The sequence below is a fragment of the Sphingopyxis sp. GC21 genome (assembly GCF_025727575.1).
Taxonomy (GTDB): domain Bacteria; phylum Pseudomonadota; class Alphaproteobacteria; order Sphingomonadales; family Sphingomonadaceae; genus Sphingopyxis; species Sphingopyxis terrae_A.
The window spans coordinates 744,661-763,862 of record NZ_CP095845.1 but is presented as its reverse complement, the minus strand read 5'-3'; the positions used below and the strand labels follow the sequence as shown (position 1 = coordinate 763,862).

General features: G+C 65.5%; 19 protein-coding genes. 8 read left to right on the top strand and 11 right to left on the bottom strand.

The window, feature by feature from the left end:
• Positions 1-182: 182 nt before the first annotated feature.
• Positions 183-1,247: a hypothetical protein gene (locus MU856_RS03640; RefSeq protein WP_062902138.1), complete on the top strand. Its 1,065-nt coding sequence runs from the start codon at positions 183-185 to the stop codon at positions 1,245-1,247.
• Here the strand turns inward: MU856_RS03640 and MU856_RS03635 are convergent.
• From MU856_RS03635 to eno, 7 genes are all read right to left on the bottom strand, one after another.
• A complete protein-coding gene (locus MU856_RS03635) occupies positions 1,219-1,572 on the bottom strand; it encodes a DUF2794 domain-containing protein (protein WP_003039097.1) in 354 nt (117 codons plus the stop codon). The genes MU856_RS03640 and MU856_RS03635 overlap by 29 nt on opposite strands.
• On the bottom strand, positions 1,572-2,291 hold the full coding sequence (gene epsC / locus MU856_RS03630; RefSeq protein WP_263588392.1) for a serine O-acetyltransferase EpsC: 720 nt from the start codon (positions 2,289-2,291) through the stop codon (positions 1,572-1,574). The genes MU856_RS03635 and epsC overlap by 1 nt, the downstream gene beginning before the upstream one ends.
• Positions 2,292-2,397: 106 nt before the next feature.
• A complete protein-coding gene (locus MU856_RS03625) occupies positions 2,398-3,030 on the bottom strand; it encodes a hypothetical protein (protein ID WP_263588391.1) in 633 nt (210 codons plus the stop codon).
• A 145-nt stretch (positions 3,031-3,175) separates the two neighbouring features.
• Positions 3,176-4,546, bottom strand: a complete 1,371-nt coding sequence (locus MU856_RS03620; RefSeq protein ID WP_263588390.1) for a pyruvate dehydrogenase complex E1 component subunit beta — start codon at positions 4,544-4,546, stop codon at positions 3,176-3,178.
• Position 4,547: 1 nt separating this feature from the next.
• Entirely contained in the window at positions 4,548-5,618 is a 1,071-nt protein-coding gene (pdhA, locus tag MU856_RS03615; RefSeq protein WP_003039108.1) for a pyruvate dehydrogenase (acetyl-transferring) E1 component subunit alpha, read from the bottom strand.
• Between the two features lie 129 nt (positions 5,619-5,747).
• Positions 5,748-6,107 (bottom strand): FtsB family cell division protein, encoded by a 360-nt coding sequence (locus MU856_RS03610; RefSeq protein ID WP_058812028.1) that lies wholly within the window; start codon positions 6,105-6,107, stop codon positions 5,748-5,750.
• 123 nt (positions 6,108-6,230) lie between these two features.
• Entirely contained in the window at positions 6,231-7,505 is a 1,275-nt protein-coding gene (gene eno / locus MU856_RS03605) for a phosphopyruvate hydratase (protein WP_062902136.1), read from the bottom strand.
• A gap of 180 nt (positions 7,506-7,685) precedes the next feature.
• Between eno and MU856_RS03600 the strand changes: the two genes are divergently transcribed.
• From MU856_RS03600 to MU856_RS03580, 5 genes are all read left to right on the top strand, one after another.
• Positions 7,686-8,261, top strand: a complete 576-nt coding sequence (locus MU856_RS03600) for a hypothetical protein (protein WP_040589091.1) — start codon at positions 7,686-7,688, stop codon at positions 8,259-8,261.
• A gap of 7 nt (positions 8,262-8,268) precedes the next feature.
• Positions 8,269-8,733: a phage holin family protein gene (locus MU856_RS03595; protein WP_263588389.1), complete on the top strand. Its 465-nt coding sequence runs from the start codon at positions 8,269-8,271 to the stop codon at positions 8,731-8,733.
• Positions 8,733-9,119, top strand: a complete 387-nt coding sequence (locus MU856_RS03590; RefSeq protein WP_263588388.1) for a hypothetical protein — start codon at positions 8,733-8,735, stop codon at positions 9,117-9,119. The genes MU856_RS03595 and MU856_RS03590 overlap by 1 nt, the downstream gene beginning before the upstream one ends.
• Positions 9,100-9,489, top strand: a complete 390-nt coding sequence (locus MU856_RS03585; protein WP_231292842.1) for a hypothetical protein — start codon at positions 9,100-9,102, stop codon at positions 9,487-9,489. The genes MU856_RS03590 and MU856_RS03585 overlap by 20 nt, the downstream gene beginning before the upstream one ends.
• A gap of 93 nt (positions 9,490-9,582) precedes the next feature.
• Positions 9,583-9,798: a DUF4170 domain-containing protein gene (locus tag MU856_RS03580; RefSeq protein WP_003039127.1), complete on the top strand. Its 216-nt coding sequence runs from the start codon at positions 9,583-9,585 to the stop codon at positions 9,796-9,798.
• A gap of 55 nt (positions 9,799-9,853) precedes the next feature.
• On the opposite strand, the gene MU856_RS03575 is transcribed toward MU856_RS03580, so the two are convergent.
• The 3 genes from MU856_RS03575 to MU856_RS03565 all read right to left on the bottom strand — a co-directional run bounded on the left by MU856_RS03575 (position 9,854) and on the right by MU856_RS03565 (position 13,694).
• Positions 9,854-10,132 (bottom strand): ETC complex I subunit, encoded by a 279-nt coding sequence (locus tag MU856_RS03575; protein WP_263588387.1) that lies wholly within the window; start codon positions 10,130-10,132, stop codon positions 9,854-9,856.
• Positions 10,133-10,198: 66 nt separating this feature from the next.
• Positions 10,199-12,673 (bottom strand): ATP-dependent helicase HrpB, encoded by a 2,475-nt coding sequence (gene hrpB / locus MU856_RS03570; RefSeq protein ID WP_263588386.1) that lies wholly within the window; start codon positions 12,671-12,673, stop codon positions 10,199-10,201.
• A gap of 7 nt (positions 12,674-12,680) precedes the next feature.
• The gene (locus tag MU856_RS03565) at positions 12,681-13,694 is read right to left on the bottom strand and encodes a polyprenyl synthetase family protein (protein ID WP_263588385.1); all 1,014 of its coding nucleotides are present in this window, start codon (positions 13,692-13,694) and stop codon (positions 12,681-12,683) included.
• A 50-nt stretch (positions 13,695-13,744) separates the two neighbouring features.
• On the opposite strand from MU856_RS03565, the gene MU856_RS03560 reads away from it, so the two are divergent.
• Together MU856_RS03560 and MU856_RS03555 are read left to right on the top strand one after the other, a co-directional pair.
• Positions 13,745-14,086, top strand: a complete 342-nt coding sequence (locus MU856_RS03560; RefSeq protein WP_255265974.1) for a chorismate mutase — start codon at positions 13,745-13,747, stop codon at positions 14,084-14,086.
• A complete protein-coding gene (locus MU856_RS03555; protein WP_263588384.1) occupies positions 14,083-14,778 on the top strand; it encodes a glutathione S-transferase N-terminal domain-containing protein in 696 nt (231 codons plus the stop codon). The genes MU856_RS03560 and MU856_RS03555 overlap by 4 nt, the downstream gene beginning before the upstream one ends.
• 116 nt (positions 14,779-14,894) lie before the next feature.
• Here the strand turns inward: MU856_RS03555 and rpoC are convergent, their stop codons facing one another.
• The gene (rpoC, locus tag MU856_RS03550; RefSeq protein WP_058812020.1) at positions 14,895-19,175 is read right to left on the bottom strand and encodes a DNA-directed RNA polymerase subunit beta'; all 4,281 of its coding nucleotides are present in this window, start codon (positions 19,173-19,175) and stop codon (positions 14,895-14,897) included.
• Between the last annotated feature and the right edge of the window lie 27 nt (positions 19,176-19,202).

Here is a 19,202-nt window from a genome sequence, read left to right as displayed (position 1 = left end):
GACGGAGGGGCGGGGAACGTAGCGGGCTTTTTGCGCTCGGCCCCTCCACCACCCTTCGGGCGGTCCCCCTCCCCATCGCTTCGCGACAGGGAGGATATGGCGCCCCACTGTATTGACACAGCAATACGCTTTTGCTATACCCTGCGTGGGGCAAGGGGATCGGTCTAAGAAGGACGACCCCGATGTATAGCGAAAGCGACCTGCAAGCTGCGGTCGATGCAAAAGTTCTGACGCCGGAGGCGGCCACCGCCTTTCGGACGCATATTGCATCGCTGCGCGACGCCCCCGGAGCGGATGAGGAATCCTTCCGGCTCATTACCGGTTTCAACGATATTTTCGTCAGCATTGCCGCGGTGATCCTGCTGGTCGCCGTGGCGTGGATCGGCGAATCGATCCATCCGGCGCTCGCGGGGGTCTTCGTCGCCGGGTCGGCGTGGCTGCTCGCCGAATATTTCACCCGCCGCCGCCGCATGGCTCTGCCCAGCATCCTGCTCGTCCTCGCCTTTTCAGGCGGCGTCGCCGCGACGATGATCGGCTTCCTCGTCAAGCATGGCGAGGCGATCTTCGGCAATCATGTGAACGAAACCACGGGCGCGCTGATCGCCAGCGTCATCGCCTTCGTCACCGCGGGCGCGACATGGCTGCACTGGAGGCGGTTCATGGTACCCGTGACGATTGCCGCCGGCACCGCCGCGCTTGCCGCCACCGCGGTCGGGCTGATCCTCTCGGCCGTCGGAATGCCCGATCCGTCGCAGACGCTGTTGATGGCACTGATCCTCGTCGCCGGTGTCGGCGTCTTTACGCTCGCCATGTGGTGGGACCGCAGCGATCGGACGCGCACGACGCGGCGCAGCGACGTTGCCTTCTGGCTTCACCTGCTCGCCGCGCCGATGATCGCGCACCCGGTGTTCCATCTGCTCGGCGTCACGAGCGGCGACAATATCACCAGCGGCGCCGCGGTGATGGTCGTGGGCATTTATATCGTCTTCGGGCTGATCGCGCTTGCGATCGATCGCCGCGCGCTACTCGTCTCGGCACTCGCCTATGTGCTGTTCGCAATGACCGAATTGTTCCGCACCTTCGGCGCGGTCGAACTCAACGTCGCGCTCACGGCCTTCGTCATCGGTTCGGCGCTGCTGATGCTGTCGGCCTTCTGGCAGAATGCCCGGGCGGTGGTTGTCGGCATGCTGCCTGCGGACGTGGCGAACCAGTTGCCCGCTACGATCCGTCCCCAACCAGCTTCATAAGCTTGCGCTCGACGGGGGCGAGCACGTTAGAAAGCTCGTCCCCGCGCTTAAGCACTGCCCCGCCTTCGGAAACAAGGGCCCACATGCCCTGACGGCTCCGCAAGGCGGGGCGTTTTTCTATGCGATATTCGGGACGTTCGGCTGTGCGTCGAAAAGCCGAGAAGATCGCGACGTCGCGGTGGAAATCCATCGCATAGTCGCGCCACTTCCCCGCTGCGACCATGCGGCCATAGAGATCGAGGATGCGCATCAGCTCGTCGCGGTCGAAGCCGGTCTGTTGCGGCAATGCCCGCCCCGCATATGGAAGGGGCGTCACCGTCCCCATCAGGCGCTTTTCCGGCCTCCCTTGCGGCGCGGCGCATCATCGCCCTCACCCGATGCGGCGCGCTCATCGAGCAGCGTCTTGAGCTGCTTCTGCAACACTTCGAGCTGACATTGCAGGATTTCGAGCTTCTGCGTCGCCGGGTCGAAGGCTTCATTGCACGGGGTGCCATAGGGCACGAAGTCGCGCGCATATTCGGTCGCGTCGAGCAAGGTCGACCGCGCCGGGATGCCCACCATCACCGCGCCTTCGGGCACATCCTTGGTCACCACCGCATTGGCGCCTACGCGCGCGCGCGGGTTGACGATTACCGGGCCCAGGATCTGCGCGCCCGACCCGACGATCACATCGTCGCACAGTGTCGGGTGGCGTTTGCCGCCGATGCCGTTCGCGGGGTCGGTGCCGCCCAGCGTCACGCCCTGATAGATGGATACATTGTCCCCGATCTCGGCGGTTTCGCCGATGACGACGCCAAAGCCATGATCGATGAACAGGTGGCGGCCGATCGTGGCGCCGGGATGGATGTCGATGCCCGTCAGCCAGCGCGACAGATGATTGACGAAGCGCGCGAGGAAGAACAGGTCCGCCTCGAACAACCAGTGGGCAATGCGGTGCATGCCGACGGCGAGCAGCCCCGGATAGAGCAGAATTTCCCAGCGCGAACGCGGCGCGGGATCGCGCGCCTTGATCGAGTCCAGATAGGCGACGAGCCCGTTAAACATCGCAATTTCCCCTGCGACCCTATCTCGTTTGCGCCAAGATAGAGGCTCGGGGGCGGCATTTCCACCCCCGCCACAACACTTTCCGGTCAAAGGCCGGTAAGGCCCGTCAAAGGCCAGTCAGGCCGATCCGGAAAAGCAGCAAGCCTTCCCTGCGCCAGCGTCGTTCGCCGCCGCGCGCCGCGATGGCCGCCGACCAGCGATCGAGCATCAGCAAAGCCTTGCTGCCGAGCAATCCGCGCGGCGGTGCCGCCCGGTTACAGGCATCGCGAAAAAGCTGTGCCGCGGCGTCCGCCGTTTCCTGCCGCCCGGCCAGCCAGACCAGCCCCCAACGCGCCCCGCCCGCGCCGTCCGACAGCGCGAACAGCGCCTCACCGAACGCTGCACCTGCCACAATCCGTGCGGCGGCGTCTTCGGCAAGCAGCACCGCTTCGGCGGCATCGACCAGCGCATCGAGCCCGTCCTGCCCCGCCCAGCTCTGCTGCAATTCGGCGAGCAGCGGCTCGCCCTTCGGCAGCGCGGCGGGATCGGACGCAAGCAACCCCGCCATGTCGCGCCACCAGGCGAGCTTGATCTGGCCGATCATCGGCTCGCGCGCATCGGCCAGCAATTTGGTCAACCGCTCCGCGAGCGCCCACAGCGCCGCCAGCGCCTCGCGCCGCGCGCGCGGCACCGCGACCATCACGCGCGGGTCGCGGATGTCGGGGTAGCCGTAGAGAATCGGCGAGGTTTCGGCCGTCATGCGATCGCGCGATAGAACAGACGGCGCCAAATAAGAACCGCTCGCCCTGAGCTTGTCGAAGGGCAGTTCTTCACTTCGACGTTGCGAACGAAGAACGGTGCTTCGACAGGCTCAGCACGAGCGGAGTTCGGGCAGGTTCGAGATGTCAGCCGCGATTGCAAACCGTCTTCACCGCCGCGATCACGCGCGGGACATCGACCAGCGCCGCCTTTTCGAGATTGGCAGCATAGGGCAGCGGAACGTCCTCGTCGGTCACGCGCAACACCGGCGCATCCAGGTCGTCGAAGCCCTGTTCCATCGCCACCATCGCAAGTTCGCTGGCGATCGAGCAGGTCGGCCAACCTTCCTCGACGACGATCATGCGGTTCGTCTTCTTGAGGCTGGCGAGCACGGTTTCGGTGTCGAGCGGACGCAGCGTGCGCAGGTCGATCACCTCGGCCTCGATCCCCTCACCGGACAGCGCGTCGGCGGCCTCGAGCGCAAGCCCGACGCCGATCGAATAGCTGACGATGGTGACGTCGGTCCCGGCGCGCATGATCCGCGCCTTTCCGATCGGCAGGACATAATCCTCGACGTCGGGAAGCTCGAAGCTGCGGCCGTAAAGGAGTTCGTTTTCAAGGAATACCACCGGGTCTTCGCTGCGGATCGCCGCCTTGAGCAGCCCCTTGGCGTCGGCGGCGTCATAGGGCGAGATCACGATCAGGCCGGGAACGCTGGCATACCAGGGCGCATAATTCTGGCTGTGCTGCGCCCCGACACGGCTCGCCGCGCCATTGGGGCCGCGGAAGACGATCGGACAGCGCATCTGGCCGCCCGACATATAATTGGTCTTGGCCGCCGAGTTGATGATGTGGTCGATCGCCTGCATCGCGAAGTTGAAGGTCATGAATTCGATGACCGGCTTCAGCCCGCCCATCGCCGCGCCGGCGCCAAGGCCCGCAAAGCCATATTCGGTGATCGGCGTATCGATCACGCGGCGCGGGCCGAATTCGTCGAGCAGACCCTGCGTCACCTTGTAGGCGCCCTGATATTCGGCGACTTCCTCGCCCATCACGAAGATGCGGTCGTCGGCGCGCATTTCCTCCGCCATCGCATCGCGCAGCGCCTCGCGAACGGTCAGCTTGACCATCGCCGTGCCCGTGGGGATCGACGGATCGGCGGCGCGCATGGCCGGCGCCGGCTTTTCGGCCGCCGGAGCGGGAGTGGCGGCCGGAGCCGGAGCCTCGGTGGGTGCCGGAGCGGCGGCAGGCGCGGGCGCCGGAGCCGCTTCTTCGCCTTCGCCCGAAATCGTCGCGATCACGGTGCCGACCTTCACATTGTCGGTCCCTTCGGGAACCAGAATCTGCGCGATCGTGCCTTCGTCGATCGCTTCGAATTCCATCGTCGCCTTGTCGGTCTCGATCTCGGCGAGAATATCGCCCGATTTGACCGCGTCGCCTTCCTTGACGAGCCACTTGGCGAGCGTGCCTTCTTCCATCGTCGGCGACAGCGCCGGCATCTTCAATTCGATGGCCATCTCAATATTGCTCCACCAGCACGTCGGTATAAAGTTCGGACGGATCGGGTTCGGGCGCGCTTTCAGCGAAGTCAGCCGATTCCGCGACAACCGCGCGGATTTCCTTGTCGATGTCCTTGATGCGATCTTCGCCGATGCCGGCGTCGATCATCGCCTTTTTCAGATGCTCGATCGCGTCGCTCTTGTCGCGCACCGCCTGCACTTCCTCGCGGCTGCGATATTTGGCGGGGTCCGACATCGAATGGCCGCGATAGCGATAGGTCTTGAGTTCGAGCAGGATCGGTCCCTTGCCCGCGCGCACCCATTCGAGCGCCGCCTCGGCCGCGCCGCGCACCGCGAGCACGTCCATGCCATCGACCTGCATACCGGGAATGCGGAAGCTCTCGCCGCGGCGATAGAGTTGGTCCTCGGCCGACGAGCGGTTGACGCTGGTGCCCATCGCATATTGGTTATTCTCGATCACGAAGATGATCGGCAGCTTCCACAGCTCGGCCATGTTGAAGCTTTCGTACACCTGGCCCTGGTTCGCAGCGCCATCGCCGAAATAGGCCATCGCAACGCCGCCGTCCCCGCGATATTTGTGCGCGAAGGCAAGCCCGGTGCCCAGCGCGACCTGCGCGCCGACGATGCCGTGTCCGCCGTAGAATTTATGCTCGACGCTGAACATGTGCATCGAGCCGCCCTTGCCCTTCGAGATGCCGGCCGCGCGCCCGGTCAGTTCGGCCATGATGACTTTCGGATCGATGCCATAGGCGAGCATATGGCCATGATCGCGATAGCCGGTGATCACGCTGTCCTTGTCGCCATCGAGCGCCGACTGCAGACCGACCGCCACCGCTTCCTGCCCGATATAAAGGTGGCAGAAGCCGCCGATCAGGCCGAGGCCGTAAAGCTGGCCCGCCTTTTCCTCGAAGCGGCGGATGAGCAGCATCTCGCGATAGAATTTCTCGAGCTCTTCGGGCGTCGCCGCATAGGGGACGGGCTCGCGCGGGGTTTCGCGATTGCTCGCGGCAGCTGGGGTGGATGCAGTCTTTTTTGGCGCGGCAGTCTTGCGCGCGGGTGCTTTTGCCAAGGCGATATCCTTTGCGTTTGGCCGTTACGGCAAGGCCCCTATAGGAGAGCGACGCCCCGCTTGGCAACGCCCCGCGGGCATGGCGCGACTGCGTGGCTACCTATGCATTTATCGGTGGGAAAGCGCCGGTCAGCGCTGGCCGTCGGCCTTGGGCGCGGGGGCCGCGGGCTTTTCCGCGGGGTCCATCGGAATGGCGATCTCGTCGGGGTGCATCACGCCCAGCTTTTCGCGAACATATTCGTCGGCCAGATCGGGATCGACGCGCTGTCGCCCGAGCAGGTTCACCCGGTTCTGCAGCTCGTTCTGCTTCTTGGTGAGCTCGGACAGGATGACGCGCTTCTTTTCGACCGACTGGCCGTAATCGCCCCACGCATAAAGGCCGGTGGGCCCGAAAATGATATAGCCGATCATCGCCAGCACCGCGATCAGCGCCACCGTCGGCCCAACCGCCCGGCTTATCGATTTACGGAATTTGTGGCGCTGCGTCATTTCGGTTCTTGAATCAGAGTTGATTCGCGGCGTCAAGGCGGCATCGCCGCATTCGCGTCGTCCCGGCGCGCCATCCCAACAAAAATCGGGACGACGCGTGACTGGTGACTGATCGGGCTCCCTTTACCCGAAAATCGCCGCCCCCGGATAGCGTGCCATGTCGCCCAGTTCTTCCTCGATGCGGATGAGCTGATTGTACTTTGCTAGCCGGTCCGAACGCGCGAGGCTGCCGGTCTTGATCTGGCCGCAGTTGGTCGCGACCGCGAGGTCGGCAATCGTCGCATCTTCGGTCTCGCCCGAACGGTGCGACATCACCGCGGTGTAGCGCGCCCGGTGCGCCATATCGACCGCGTCGAGCGTTTCCGACAGCGTGCCGATCTGGTTGACCTTGACGAGCAGCGAGTTGGCGAGGCCGGTCTTGATGCCCTCCTCCAGCCGCACCGGATTGGTGACGAACAGATCGTCGCCGACGAGCTGGCACTTGTCGCCGATCAGGTCGGTCAGCGCCTGCCAGCCGGTGAAATCATCTTCGCTCATCCCGTCCTCGATCGACTTGATCGGGTAATCCTTGACCAGCGCGGCAAGATAGTCGGCCATCTGTTCGGGGCTGAGCGACAGGCCTTCGCCGCTGATCTCATATTTGCCGTTCTTGAAGAACTCGGTCGCGGCGCAGTCGAGCGCCAGCACCACGTCGCTGCCAAGCTTGAAGCCCGCCTGATCGATCGACGCAGCGATGAAGTCGAGCGCAGCGCGCGTCGACGCGAGGTTCGGGGCGAAGCCGCCTTCGTCGCCAACCGCGGTGGCGAGGCCCTTCGCCGACAGGCCTTTTTTCAGCGTGTGGAAAATCTCGCTGCCCCAGCGCACGGCTTCGGCGATGCTGCCGGCGCCGACGGGCATGATCATGAATTCCTGGACGTCGATCGGATTGTCGGCATGTTCGCCGCCGTTGATGATGTTCATCATCGGCACCGGCAGCGTGCGCGCCGACACGCCGCCGACATAGCGGTAGAGCGGCAGGCCGCGCGCATCGGCCGCGGCCTTTGCCGCCGCCAGGCTGACGCCCAGGATCGCATTGGCGCCGAGGCGGCCCTTGTTGGGCGTGCCATCGAGGTCGATCATCGCCATGTCGAGCTCACGCTGATCTTCGGCATCGAGGCCGATCAGCGTCTCGGCAATCTCGCCGTTTACGGCGGCAACCGCCTTCGTCACGCCCTTGCCCAGATAGCGGCCCTTGTCGCCGTCGCGCAGTTCGACCGCCTCGTGCGCGCCGGTCGAGGCGCCCGAGGGAACCGCGGCGCGGCCGAAGCTGCCGTCTTCCAGCAGCACGTCGACTTCGACGGTCGGATTGCCGCGGCTGTCGAGAATTTCGCGGCCGTGAATGTCGATGATGGCGGTCATGGGTCGGGTCCTGCTGCGGGGCCAAAGGGCGGCCGATTGGAAAGGCGCCCGCCTGTTATCGGCGCCCCGCCGCCAAAGCAACACGTCGCATAGGAATTTCACGGGATTTTCGGCGCGCTATGGAACCAAATCGCCGCGCTTGCTATATAGATTGAGGTAGGACCGCGGACGGCGCGACGCGTGCGCGCCCCCAACAAGAATGAAGAGGACGATGTGATGGCCAAAGCCGCTACTCCCGCGACCAAGAAGGCAGCTCCCCGCCCCAAGGCACCCGCAAAGCCCGCCGCCACCAAGGCAGCGCCGGCCGCGAAGGCGAAGGCGGCGGCAAAGGATCATCCGATCCGCGACCAGCTCGCCGTGACCCGCGACACGATCAAGGCCGAAGCGTCGAAGAAGGCCGCATCGATCAAGGAAGATGCGACGAGCTTTGCCAATCAGGCATCGGCAAAGGCGCGCGAAGCCGCGACCAAGGGCAAGGACAAGGCGGCCGAAACCGTCGGCAGCCTCGCCAAGATGCTCGAGGATAGCGCCGACACGGTGGATTCGAAATTCGGCAAGCAATATGGCGATTATGCCCGCTCCGCCGCGACCACGGTGGCCGGCCTTGCCTCGTCCCTCGATCAGAAGGATCTCGACGAACTGGCGGGTGCGACCCGCGATTTCGTCAAGAAGAGCCCGGCGGTCGCGGTTGGTGCGGCGGCGGTGATCGGCTTCGTGCTGGCCCGTATGCTCAAGGGCGGGTCGAGCAACGACTGATCGCCCCTTGCCCGCACAGAAACCGACCCCTCCACCGACCTCTGCATCGGCGTCCGATCCGCACGGCTTCGGCGGCGTCAGCCACGGCTATGCGCCCGACGGGCCGCCCAGCACGCCGCCGCCGGTACCGCTCGAAGATATCGTCCGCGAGCTCGTCGACGATGCCAAGCAGACGGTGCAGGCGGAACTGGCGCTTCTCGAAGCGCGCGGTGCGCTGGCCTCGCACGGGGTCAAATGGGCGTCGGCGTGGGGCTTCGTCGCGGCCTGCGCGCTGCTCGTGGCATTGCTCGCGGTTGCCTTCGGCGCGATCCTGGTGCTCGCGCCGCACGTCGGCCCGCTGCTCGCGACGCTGATCGTGGTCGCGGCGCTCATCGGGCTCGCGGGCTTCGCCGGCTGGCGCGCAAAGCGAAGTGCGGGCGATGTGAAGCTTGCCCTGCGCAGCGACCTGTCACCGCAAGGGAGTGACGACTGATGTCCGCCGCCCGCAACCGCCTCGTCAACGCGCTGCGCCGGTCGATGCTGCAGCGCACGGCCTTGCGGCGTCAGGCCGACACGGTGCGCGCCGCCTTGAAACCGAGCGCGCTTATCGATCGCGGCAAATATCGCTTGCAGGCAAAGGTCGACGACACCGCGCAGGCGGTCCGCGATGAATTTCGCAGCAACCGCCTGCCGATCGCGCTGGCCGCGGTCGCCGGTACGCTGTGGCTCCTGCGCGAGCCGATCAAGGAGCATGCCCCCCGCCTCGCGCGGCGCATCCAGAATGTGGCGAGCGATCTTGCCGACCGGCTGCGTCCCGCTACCGCGGGCGCGGCCGAAGATATCGAACAAATGGAGGAAGATGATGAAGCCCTTCGGTGAAACCGCCCGCGACGCGCAGGCAAAAGCGAGTGAACTTGCGGAGAAAACCGCGGAAAATGCGCGTGCCACCGCCGAGGCGGCCAAGGCGCGCATCCAGGAAGGCTATGGCCGCGCCCGCGCCGCGACCAGCGACCTCGCAGACCGCACCCGCGCTGCGTCGAGCGAGCTTGCCGCAAAGGGACGCGAACAGGCCGACGCCGCGCGCGAAGCCGCCGGTCACGCCTATGAAAAGGGCAAGGCGCAGGCGACCCGCGCCAACGGCAAGCTCAAGGACATCGCGAAGGACCAGCCGCTGACGCTGCTCGCCGGTGCCGCCGCGATCGGCGCACTGCTCGGTTCGCTGCTTCCGAAGGGTCGCAAATCCGACTAAAGCCTATGCCGGGCCTACTTGCCCGGACGGCGCGGTGCTGTTAGGGGCCTCGGCCTCTCCCTTCCCCACGCCGTAGCGGCAAGGAACCTGAAAATGAGCAAACTGCATCTGGTGTTCGGCGGGCGCGTCAGCGATCCGCAGGGCCTCGATTTCGTCGACCTGTCGAACCTCGACGTCGTGGGCCTGTTTCCCGATTACAAGTCGGCCGAAAAGGCCTGGCGCGCCGCCGCGCAGCGCACGGTCGACGATGCCGAGATGAAATATGTCGTCGTCCACCTGCACAAGCTGTTGCAGCCCGACGCGGAATAAGCGCCGACAGGCGAATGGCCCGCGTCGCCCCCGCAAACCCGGGGACGACGATCAATCAACGGAAATTGTCGGCGTAAGCTTGGATCTTGAGCGTGCGCACCGGAGTCGGCATGACTTCGACCTCGATCCCGTTCTTCGCCGCATAGGCAATCGCTTCGTCGCGCGTTGCGAAGCTCAGACGAAGCTGCCGCTGCGTATCGCCGCTACCCGCCCAGCCCATCAGCGGATCGGCCTTGCGCGCTTCGGCGGGGGCATATTCCAGGAACCAGCGGTGGGTGCCGGCACGGCCCGACTGCATCGCATTCTTGGGCTTCTGGAAAATACGCGCTTTCATCGGAGAGTCCCTGACTGGATTGCTATGCCGTCGCCTTAGCGGCTCTGTCGCGCCGCGAAAAGGGGGCTATTGCGCATCGCGCCGCGCCTGCGCCGCCTTGGTCAGCAACGTCGGGCGCGCGGTCGCCGGATCGTCGGGCCAGCTATGCTTGGGATAGCGGCCGCGCATTTCCTTCGCGACCTCGCGCCAGCTTCCGCTCCAGAACGACGCGATGTCGCGGCTCGTCTGGATCGGACGGTGCGCGGGCGAGGTTAGCGCCAGGACAAGCGGTATCGGCGGATCGCCGACGGTCGGATGGCGCGCCAGCCCGTACATTTCCTGCACCCGCACGCTGACCGTCGGGCCGCCCTCGGCGCCATAATCGATCGCGTGACGGCTGCCTGCGGGGGTGGTGTAATCGGCGGGAGCGAGCTTTTCGAGCAATTGCCGCGCCGGCCAGTCGAGCAACCCCATCAGCGCATCGGTAAGCCGACGATCGCCAATATCGCGCAGCCCGCGCGCGCCATCGAGCAACGGTTCAAGCCACAGGTCGAGGCTGTCGGCGAGCGCGCCCGTCGACAACGCGTCGAGCCCGGCAAAGGACGCGCGCTGGCGCAGCGCCTGCGCCGCCGGCCCCCAGCCGATCAGCCCCAGCCCTTTGTCGCGAACCGCGGCAAGCCGGACCGCCACATCATCCTCCGCCCCCGCATCGCGCCCGGCCTTGCCGCTTGACAGCGCGATCGCGCCCAGTCTCCGCTCGCGCCGGTGATCGACGCGGTCGCTCGCGGCATCATAGACGCTTGCGCTCTGCTGGACGATGCGATCGGCGAAGATCGCCTCGACCTCGGCCGCCGCGATCGGCGCAGCGGCGAGGATGCGGACGCCGGCGGCATGGCCCTGCGCATCGGCGATGGCGAGCCATTCGGCATTAGCAAGCGGATCGACGGGATCGATCTTGTAGGCCCTTCCCCCGACGCTGAGATATTCGCCGCGCTGGCCGGCCCGCTGGCGCGCAACGCGGTCGGGCCAGGCGGTGGCGATCCAGCCGCCGATCGAGCGTGTTTCGTCCGTTCGCGGGCCGGACGCCAATCGCTCGCCAACCCCGGCAAGCCGTCGCGCGAGCCGCCGCGCACCCTCGGCACGCTCGCCCCTGACGCCCCGCCACCGCCCCAGCCGCGCCTCGACATCGGCGCCGCGGCCGCCGAGGCCCGGCTCGGTCAGCAGGACCGCCAGTTCCCCTGCCAGATCGCCGTCGCCCGCCGCCGCCGCGTCGAGCAGCATATGCGCGAGGGGCACCGGTAGCGGCACCGCCGCAAGCGCCTTGCCATGCGCGGTAATCCGCCCATCCTCGCCCAGCGCACCGATCGCCTGCAACCGCGCCTTCGCCTCTGCGATCGCAGCGGGCGATGGCGGATCGAGCCAACCGAGCTGGCGCGGGTCGACGATCCCCCAGCTCGCGCAGTCGAGCACCACGGGCATCAGGTCGTTCTCGTGGATTTCGGGCGGATCGAAGGGCGGCATCCCGGCGGTCGCCGCCGCCTCCCACAGCCGGTAGGCAACCCCCGGCCCCTGCCGCGCCGCGCGCCCCGCGCGCTGCGTCGCCGACGCCTGACTCGCGCGTTCGGTGACCAGTCGCGCGATACCCGCCGCCTTGTCGAAGCGCGGACGCCGCGACAGGCCGGCATCGATCACGATTCGCACGCCGTCGATGGTCAGGCTGGTTTCAGCAATGCTCGTCGCGAGGATCAGCTTGCGCGCGCAGCCGGGGTCGCGGACCAGCGCCTTGCGCTGCATCGCGGGGTCGATCTGCCCATGAAGGCGATGAACCACGAGTGGCAGACCCGCCGCCTCGACCGCCGCCGCTGCGCGCTCGATGTCCGCGGCGCCGGGCAGAAAGGCGAGCATGTCGCCTTCCTTCTCGTCGGCCAGCGCCTGACGCACCGCCGCAAGCACGCTCGCTTCCAGCCGATCCTCGGCGCGGCGCCCGATATGGCGCAGATCGAGCGGCCAGCTCTTGCCTTCGCTCTTGACCACCGGCGCATCGCCGAGCAGCGCTCCGAAGCGCGCGCCGTCGAGCGTCGCCGACATTGCGACGAGCCGCAGATCGTCACGCAGCCCCTGCTGCGCATCGATTGCGAGCGCGAGCGCGAAATCGCCGTCGAGGCTGCGTTCGTGGACTTCGTCGAACAATACCGCCGACACGCCTTTGAGTTCGGGATCGGCAAGAATGCGGTTGCGGAACAGCCCCGGCGTCATCACCAGAAGGCGCGTCGCCGCCGACTGCTTGCTGTCGAGCCGCGTCGCATAGCCGACCGTCCCGCCGACCGCTTCGCCCATTTCCTCGGCAATGCGCTCGGCCGCCGCCCGCGCCGCGAGGCGCCGGGGCGAGAGCAGCCACACCGCGCCTTTGCACCATGGCTCGCGCAGCAGGGCCGGCGCGACGCGCGTCGTTTTGCCCGCGCCCGGCGGCGCGACGACGACGGCGTTGGGCTTCAAGAGCAGCGCCGCCATGATGTCGGGCAGCACCGCGTCGATGGGCAGGAAGGGCCCGGCGGTCGTCATCGCCGCCTCAATAGGCGCGGGCGACCGCAAAGGCGACGGCTTCGGTCAGCGCCGCCTTGGCCTGGCTGCTGCGAAAGCCCCCGATGGCATCGACCGCGCGCTGACCATAATGCCGCGCGCGCGCCAGCGTGTCGGCGATCGTGTCGTGCTTGAGCAGGAGCGAGGTCGCATAGGCGAGATCGTCGTCCGAAGCGCGGTGGCCGACGATGGCCTGCTTCCAGAATTCGCGTTCTTCGGCGCTACCGCGCGCGTGAGCGAGGATGACCGGCAGGGTGACCTTGCCGTCGCGGAAATCGTCACCGACCCCCTTGCCCATCGTTTCGGCGTCCGAAACATAGTCGATCGCATCGTCGACGAGTTGGAAGGCGATGCCCAGATTGCGGCCGTAAGCGTCGAGCGCTGCCTCGGTCGCCTCGTCCCGCTCGGCAACGACCGCGGCGATCTTGCAGGCGCTGGCGAACAGTTCGGCGGTCTTGGCGTTGATGATCGCGAGATATTGGTCCTCGCTGGTTTCGACGCGGCGCTGCGCCGAAAGCTGGTTCACTTCGCCTTCCGCGATCACCGCCGAAGCATGGCTGAGGATCTTGAGCACCTTGAGCGAGCCGTCCTCGACCATCAGTTCGAACGAACGCGCGAACAGGAAATCGCCGACGAGCACCGACGCGCTGTTGCCCCAGATGATATTCGCGGTCTTGCGCCCGCGGCGCAGGTCCGATCCGTCGACGACATCGTCGTGGAGCAGGGTCGCGGTATGGATGAATTCGACCGCGGCGGCGAGCTTGCAATGGCGGCGCCCGGGATAGTCGAGCAACTGCGCGCAGGCGAGCGTCAGCATCGGGCGCATCCGCTTGCCACCGCCCGCGATCAGATGTCCGGCGAGTTCGGGAATGAGCGGAATTTCGGACTGCATCCGGTCGAGGATGACCGAATTCACCTCGTTCATGTCGGCGGCGACAAGCGCCATCATCGGATCGAGCGAGGGCGGACGGTCGCCGTGGAGCTGATGGATTTCGGCAGTCATGACACGGGCTGCCTTGGCCGTGCGCCTGCAATTTTGCAACGACTTTCGGCTTGCCACCCGCCCCCCGCCGGTGCCAAGCGTGCCCGACGCAAGAGGAGCCGCGCATGGACGATCAACTCAGCCGCTACCGCCAGAGCATCGACAATATCGACGCAGCGCTCGTCTACATGCTCGCCGAACGGTTCAAGGTGACGAAGGCGGTCGGCGAACTCAAGGCGAAGATCGACCTGCCCCCCGCCGACCCCGACCGCGAGGCACGGCAGGTCGAACGGCTGCGCGCGCTGGCGCGCGAGGCCGACCTCGATCCCGAATTCAGCGAGAAATTCCTGCGCTTCATCATCGACGAGGTGATCCGCCACCACGAACATCTGAAGCGGGAGGCCGGCGCATGACCGCGGTGCATCCCGTCTTCGCCAAATGGCCGGCCCAGCATCCCGAGCGGTTGCAGCTTTTCACCGCGCCGACCCCGAACGGGGTCAAGCCGAGCATCATGCTCGAGGAATGCGGCCTGCCCTATGAAGCGCATCGCATCGACATCATGGCCAACGAAAGCCACGACCCGGCCTTTCTTTCGCTCAATCCGAACGGCAAGATTCCCGCGATCTACGATCCCGACGGACCGAACGGCACCCCGCTGGCGCTGTTCGAATCGGGGGCGATCCTGATCTATCTCGCCGACAAGACCGGCCAGTTCCTGCCCGCCGAGGCGAACCGGCGTTACGAAGCGATCCAGTGGGTGATGTGGCAGATGGGCGGCATGGGACCGATGTTCGGCCAGCTCGGCTTCTTCCACAAATTCGCGGGTCGCGACTATGAGGACAAGCGCCCGCGCGATCGTTACGCGGCGGAATCGGCGCGGTTGCTGGGCGTCCTCGACGCGCGGCTCGATGGCCGGGACTGGGTGATGGACGCCGATTACAGCATCGCCGATATCGCGATGCTTGGCTGGGTGCGCAACCTGATCGGTTTCTATGACGCGGCCGACATCGTCGGTTTCGATCGCTTCAAACATGTGCAGGCATGGCTCGACCGCGGCCTTGCGCGCCCGGCCGTCCAGCGCGGGCTGGAGGTCGGCGCGAGCTGATAGCGGCGCAGGCGGCATCCCCGCAGAAACCCTCAAGGATAAAGAAAAAGCCCCGCCGGATCGCTCCGGTGGGGCTTTTCTTCGGTGGCGTATCTGCGGCCCCGGGGCGCGAGGACTTAGTCCTCGTCGCTCTGGATCAGATAATCGCCGGCATCGGCGTCGGTGCCGTGGGTTTCCCCTTCGACCGCGCCGAGCGGATCGTCGCCCATCGCCGCTTCGGGGCCCTGCGCCAGTTCGGCGGCATGCTCTTCGGCCGCGGTCTGCGGCGCGATGAGATGCGCTTCATTGGCGGCGCGCATGGCGGCACGCAGCGCCGCGTCCTTCGACGAGGCGGTGACGCGGATGCGGTTCATCGCCGCGCCGGTACCCGCCGGGATAAGGCGGCCGACGATGACGTTTTCCTTGAGGCCCATCAGCGAGTCGACCTTGCCCTGCACCGACGCTTCGGTGAGGACGCGGGTCGTTTCCTGGAACGATGCCGCCGAGACGAAGCTGCGCGTCTGCAGGCTCGCCTTGGTGATGCCCAGCAGAACCGGGCGCCCTTCGGCGGGCTTGCCGTTCTTCGGCAGCTTGGCGTTATATTCCATCATCTCCAGATAATCGAGCTGTTCGCCCGGCAGCAGCGTGGTGTCGCCGCCGTCGGTGATCTCGACCTTCTGCAGCATCTGGCGAACGATCACCTCGATGTGCTTGTCGTTGATCTTCACGCCCTGCAGTCGGTAGACTTCCTGGATTTCCGCGACGAGGAATTCGGCCAGCGCTTCGACACCCATCACGTCGAGGATGTCGTGCGGGTTCGGCGAGCCCGAGATCAGCGCGTCGCCGCGCTTCACATAGTCGCCTTCCTGCACTTCGAGCACCTTGGATTTCGGGATCAGATACTCGACCGCATCGCCCTCTTCCGGAACGATCGCGATCTTGCGCTTCGCCTTGTAATCCTTGACGAATTCGATGCGGCCCGAAAGCTTTGCGATGACCGCATTGTCCTTCGGAATGCGCGCTTCGAACAGCTCGGCAACACGCGGCAGACCGCCGGTGATGTCGCGCGTCTTCGACGCTTCGCGGGTGACACGGGCCAGAACGTCGCCCGCCTTCACTTCCTGACCGTCTTCGACCGAGATCATCGTGCCGACCGCGAGCAGATAGCGCGCGGCTTCACCCGAAGCATCGTCGAGCAGGGTCAGGCGCGGCTGAAGGTCTTCCTTCTTGCCGCGACCGGTGGTGCGATATTCGATCACGACGCGCTGGGCGATACCTGTCGCTTCGTCGACCTGTTCGGTCAGTGTCTTGGCATCGACCAGATCCTGATATTTCACGATGCCGTTCTTTTCGGTGATGAGCGGCATGGTGAACGGATCCCATTCGGCAATCCGGTCGCCCTTCTTCACCTTCTCGCCATTCTTGTGCATGATCTGCGCACCATAGGGCAGCTTGTGCGTCGCGCGTTCGCGGCCTTCGCTGTCGATGACCGCGATTTCGCCCGAACGCGACAGCGCCAGACGGCGACCGCGCTGGTCGACGATCGTTTCCATGTCGCGATATTCGATCGTGCCGTCCGAAATCGCTTCAAGGTTCGACTGTTCGTTGACCTGCGCAGCACCGCCGATGTGGAAGGTCCGCATCGTCAGCTGCGTGCCCGGTTCACCGATCGACTGCGCCGCGATGACGCCGACCGCTTCGCCGATGTTCACCGGCGTACCGCGCGCAAGGTCGCGGCCGTAGCATTTGGCGCAGACGCCCAGGCTGGCTTCGCAGACCAGCGGCGAGCGGATCTTCACCGCCTGCACTTCGGCTTCCTCGATCTTGGCGACCGTGGGTTCGTCGAGCAGCGTGCCGACGGGGGCAATGACATTGCCGTCCTTGTCGACAACATCCTCGAGCGTCGTGCGGCCCAGGATACGCTCGCCCAGCGAGGCGATCGTCGAACCGCCCTGGATGATCGCGCGCATTTCCATGCCGCGGGTCGTACCGCAATCATCCTCGATCACAACGCAATCCTGCGACACGTCGACCAGACGGCGGGTCAGGTAACCCGAGTTCGCAGTTTTGAGCGCGGTGTCGGCCAGACCCTTACGGGCACCGTGGGTCGAGTTGAAATACTCGAGAACGGTCAGGCCTTCCTTGAAGTTCGAGATGATCGGCGTTTCGATGATCTCGCCCGACGGTTTGGCCATAAGGCCGCGCATGCCGGCAAGCTGCTTCATCTGCGCCGGCGAACCACGCGCGCCCGAGTGCGCCATCATGTAGATCGAGTTGACCGGAGCAAGCCGGCCGTCGTCGAGCTTCGGCGTCGCCCGGATTTCGTCCATCATCGCGTTCGCGACCTTGTCGCCGCACTGCGACCAGGCGTCGATCGCCTTGTTGTACTTTTCCTGCTGCGTGATCAGGCCGTCCTGATACTGCTGCTCGAAATCCTTCACCAGCGCGCGGGTCTCGTCGACCAGCTTTTCCTTGGCGTCGGGGATGATCATGTCGTCCTTGCCGAACGAGATGCCGGCACGGAACGCGTGGCGGAAGCCCAGCGCCATGATGGCGTCGGCGAACAGCACCGTCTCCTTCTGGCCGGTGTGACGATAGACCTGATCGATCACGTCGCCGATTTCCTTCTTGGTCAGAAGGCGGTTGACGACGTCGAAGGGCACGGTGTGCGACTTCGGCAGGCATTCGCCGATCAGCATGCGGCCCGGCGTTGTTTCGAAGCGGCGCAGATATTCATTGCCGGCTTCGTCGGTCTGCGGAACGCGGCTGGTGATCTTCGAGTGCAGCGTAACCGCGCCCGTGTAAAGCGCCTGGTGTACTTCGGCCATGTCGGCCAGCAGCATGCCCTCGCCCGGTTCGCCTTCGCGTTCCATCGACAGATAATAGAGGCCGAGGACCATGTCCTGCGACGGAACGATGATCGGCTTGCCGTTCGCGGGGCTGAGGATGTTGTTGGTCGACATCATCAGCACGCGCGCTTCCAGCTGCGCTTCGAGGCTCAGCGGGACGTGCACGGCCATCTGGTCGCCGTCGAAGTCGGCGTTGAACGCGGCGCAGACCAGCGGGTGAAGCTGGATCGCCTTGCCCTCGATCAGCACGGGTTCGAACGCCTGGATGCCGAGGCGGTGGAGCGTCGGGGCGCGGTTCAAGAGGACCGGGTGCTCGCGAATGACTTCGTCGAGGATGTCCCAGACTTCCTTGCGTTCCTTTTCGACCCACTTCTTCGCTTGCTTGAGGGTCATCGACAGACCCTTGGCGTCGAGGCGCGCATAGATGAACGGCTTGAACAGTTCGAGCGCCATCTTCTTCGGCAGGCCGCACTGGTGCAGCTTGAGTTCCGGACCGGTCACAATGACCGAACGGCCCGAATAGTCGACGCGCTTGCCGAGCAGGTTCTGACGGAAGCGGCCCTGCTTGCCCTTGAGCATGTCGCTGAGCGACTTCAGCGGACGCTTGTTGGCACCGGTGATCGTACGGCCGCGGCGGCCGTTGTCGAACAGCGCGTCGACGGCTTCCTGCAGCATGCGCTTTTCGTTGCGGACGATGATGTCCGGCGCACGCAGCTCCATCAGGCGCTTCAGACGGTTGTTACGGTTGATGACGCGGCGATACAGGTCGTTGAGATCCGACGTCGCGAAGCGGCCGCCGTCGAGCGGCACCAGCGGGCGCAGTTCGGGCGGGATGACCGGAATGACTTCGAGGATCATCCACTCGGGACGGTTGCCCGATTCGATGAAGCTTTCGACGACTTTCAGACGCTTGATGATCTTCTTGGGCTTCAGCTCCGACTTGGTCGTCGCCAGCTCTTCCATCAGATCGACGCGTTCCTGTTCGAGGTCGAGCCCTTCGAGGAGCACGCGGATCGCTTCGGCGCCGATGCCGGCCGAGAAGGCGTCCTCGCCATATTCGTCCTGCGCGTCGAGCAGTTCGTCCTCGGTCAGAAGCTGGAACTTCTCGAGCGGCGTCAGGCCGGGTTCGAGAACGATATAGGCTTCGAAATAGAGGACGCGCTCAAGCTGCTTGAGCTGCATGTCGAGCAGCAGGCCGATGCGCGAGGGCAGCGACTTCAGGAACCAGATGTGCGCGACGGGCGCGGCGAGCTCGATATGGCCCATGCGTTCGCGGCGGACCTTGGTCACCGTGACTTCGACACCGCATTTTTCGCAGACGATGCCCTTGTATTTCATGCGCTTGTACTTGCCGCACAGGCATTCATAATCCTTGATCGGACCGAAGATGCGCGCGCAGAACAGGCCGTCGCGTTCGGGCTTGAACGTGCGGTAGTTGATCGTTTCGGGCTTCTTGATTTCGCCGAACGACCACGAGCGGATGCGCTCCGGGCTCGCGATGCCGATCTTGATCATGTCGAAGGTTTCGGGCTTCGCGACCGGGTTCATGAAGTTGGTAATCTGGTTCATATTCTAGCTCCACTCTTCCCCCTCCAC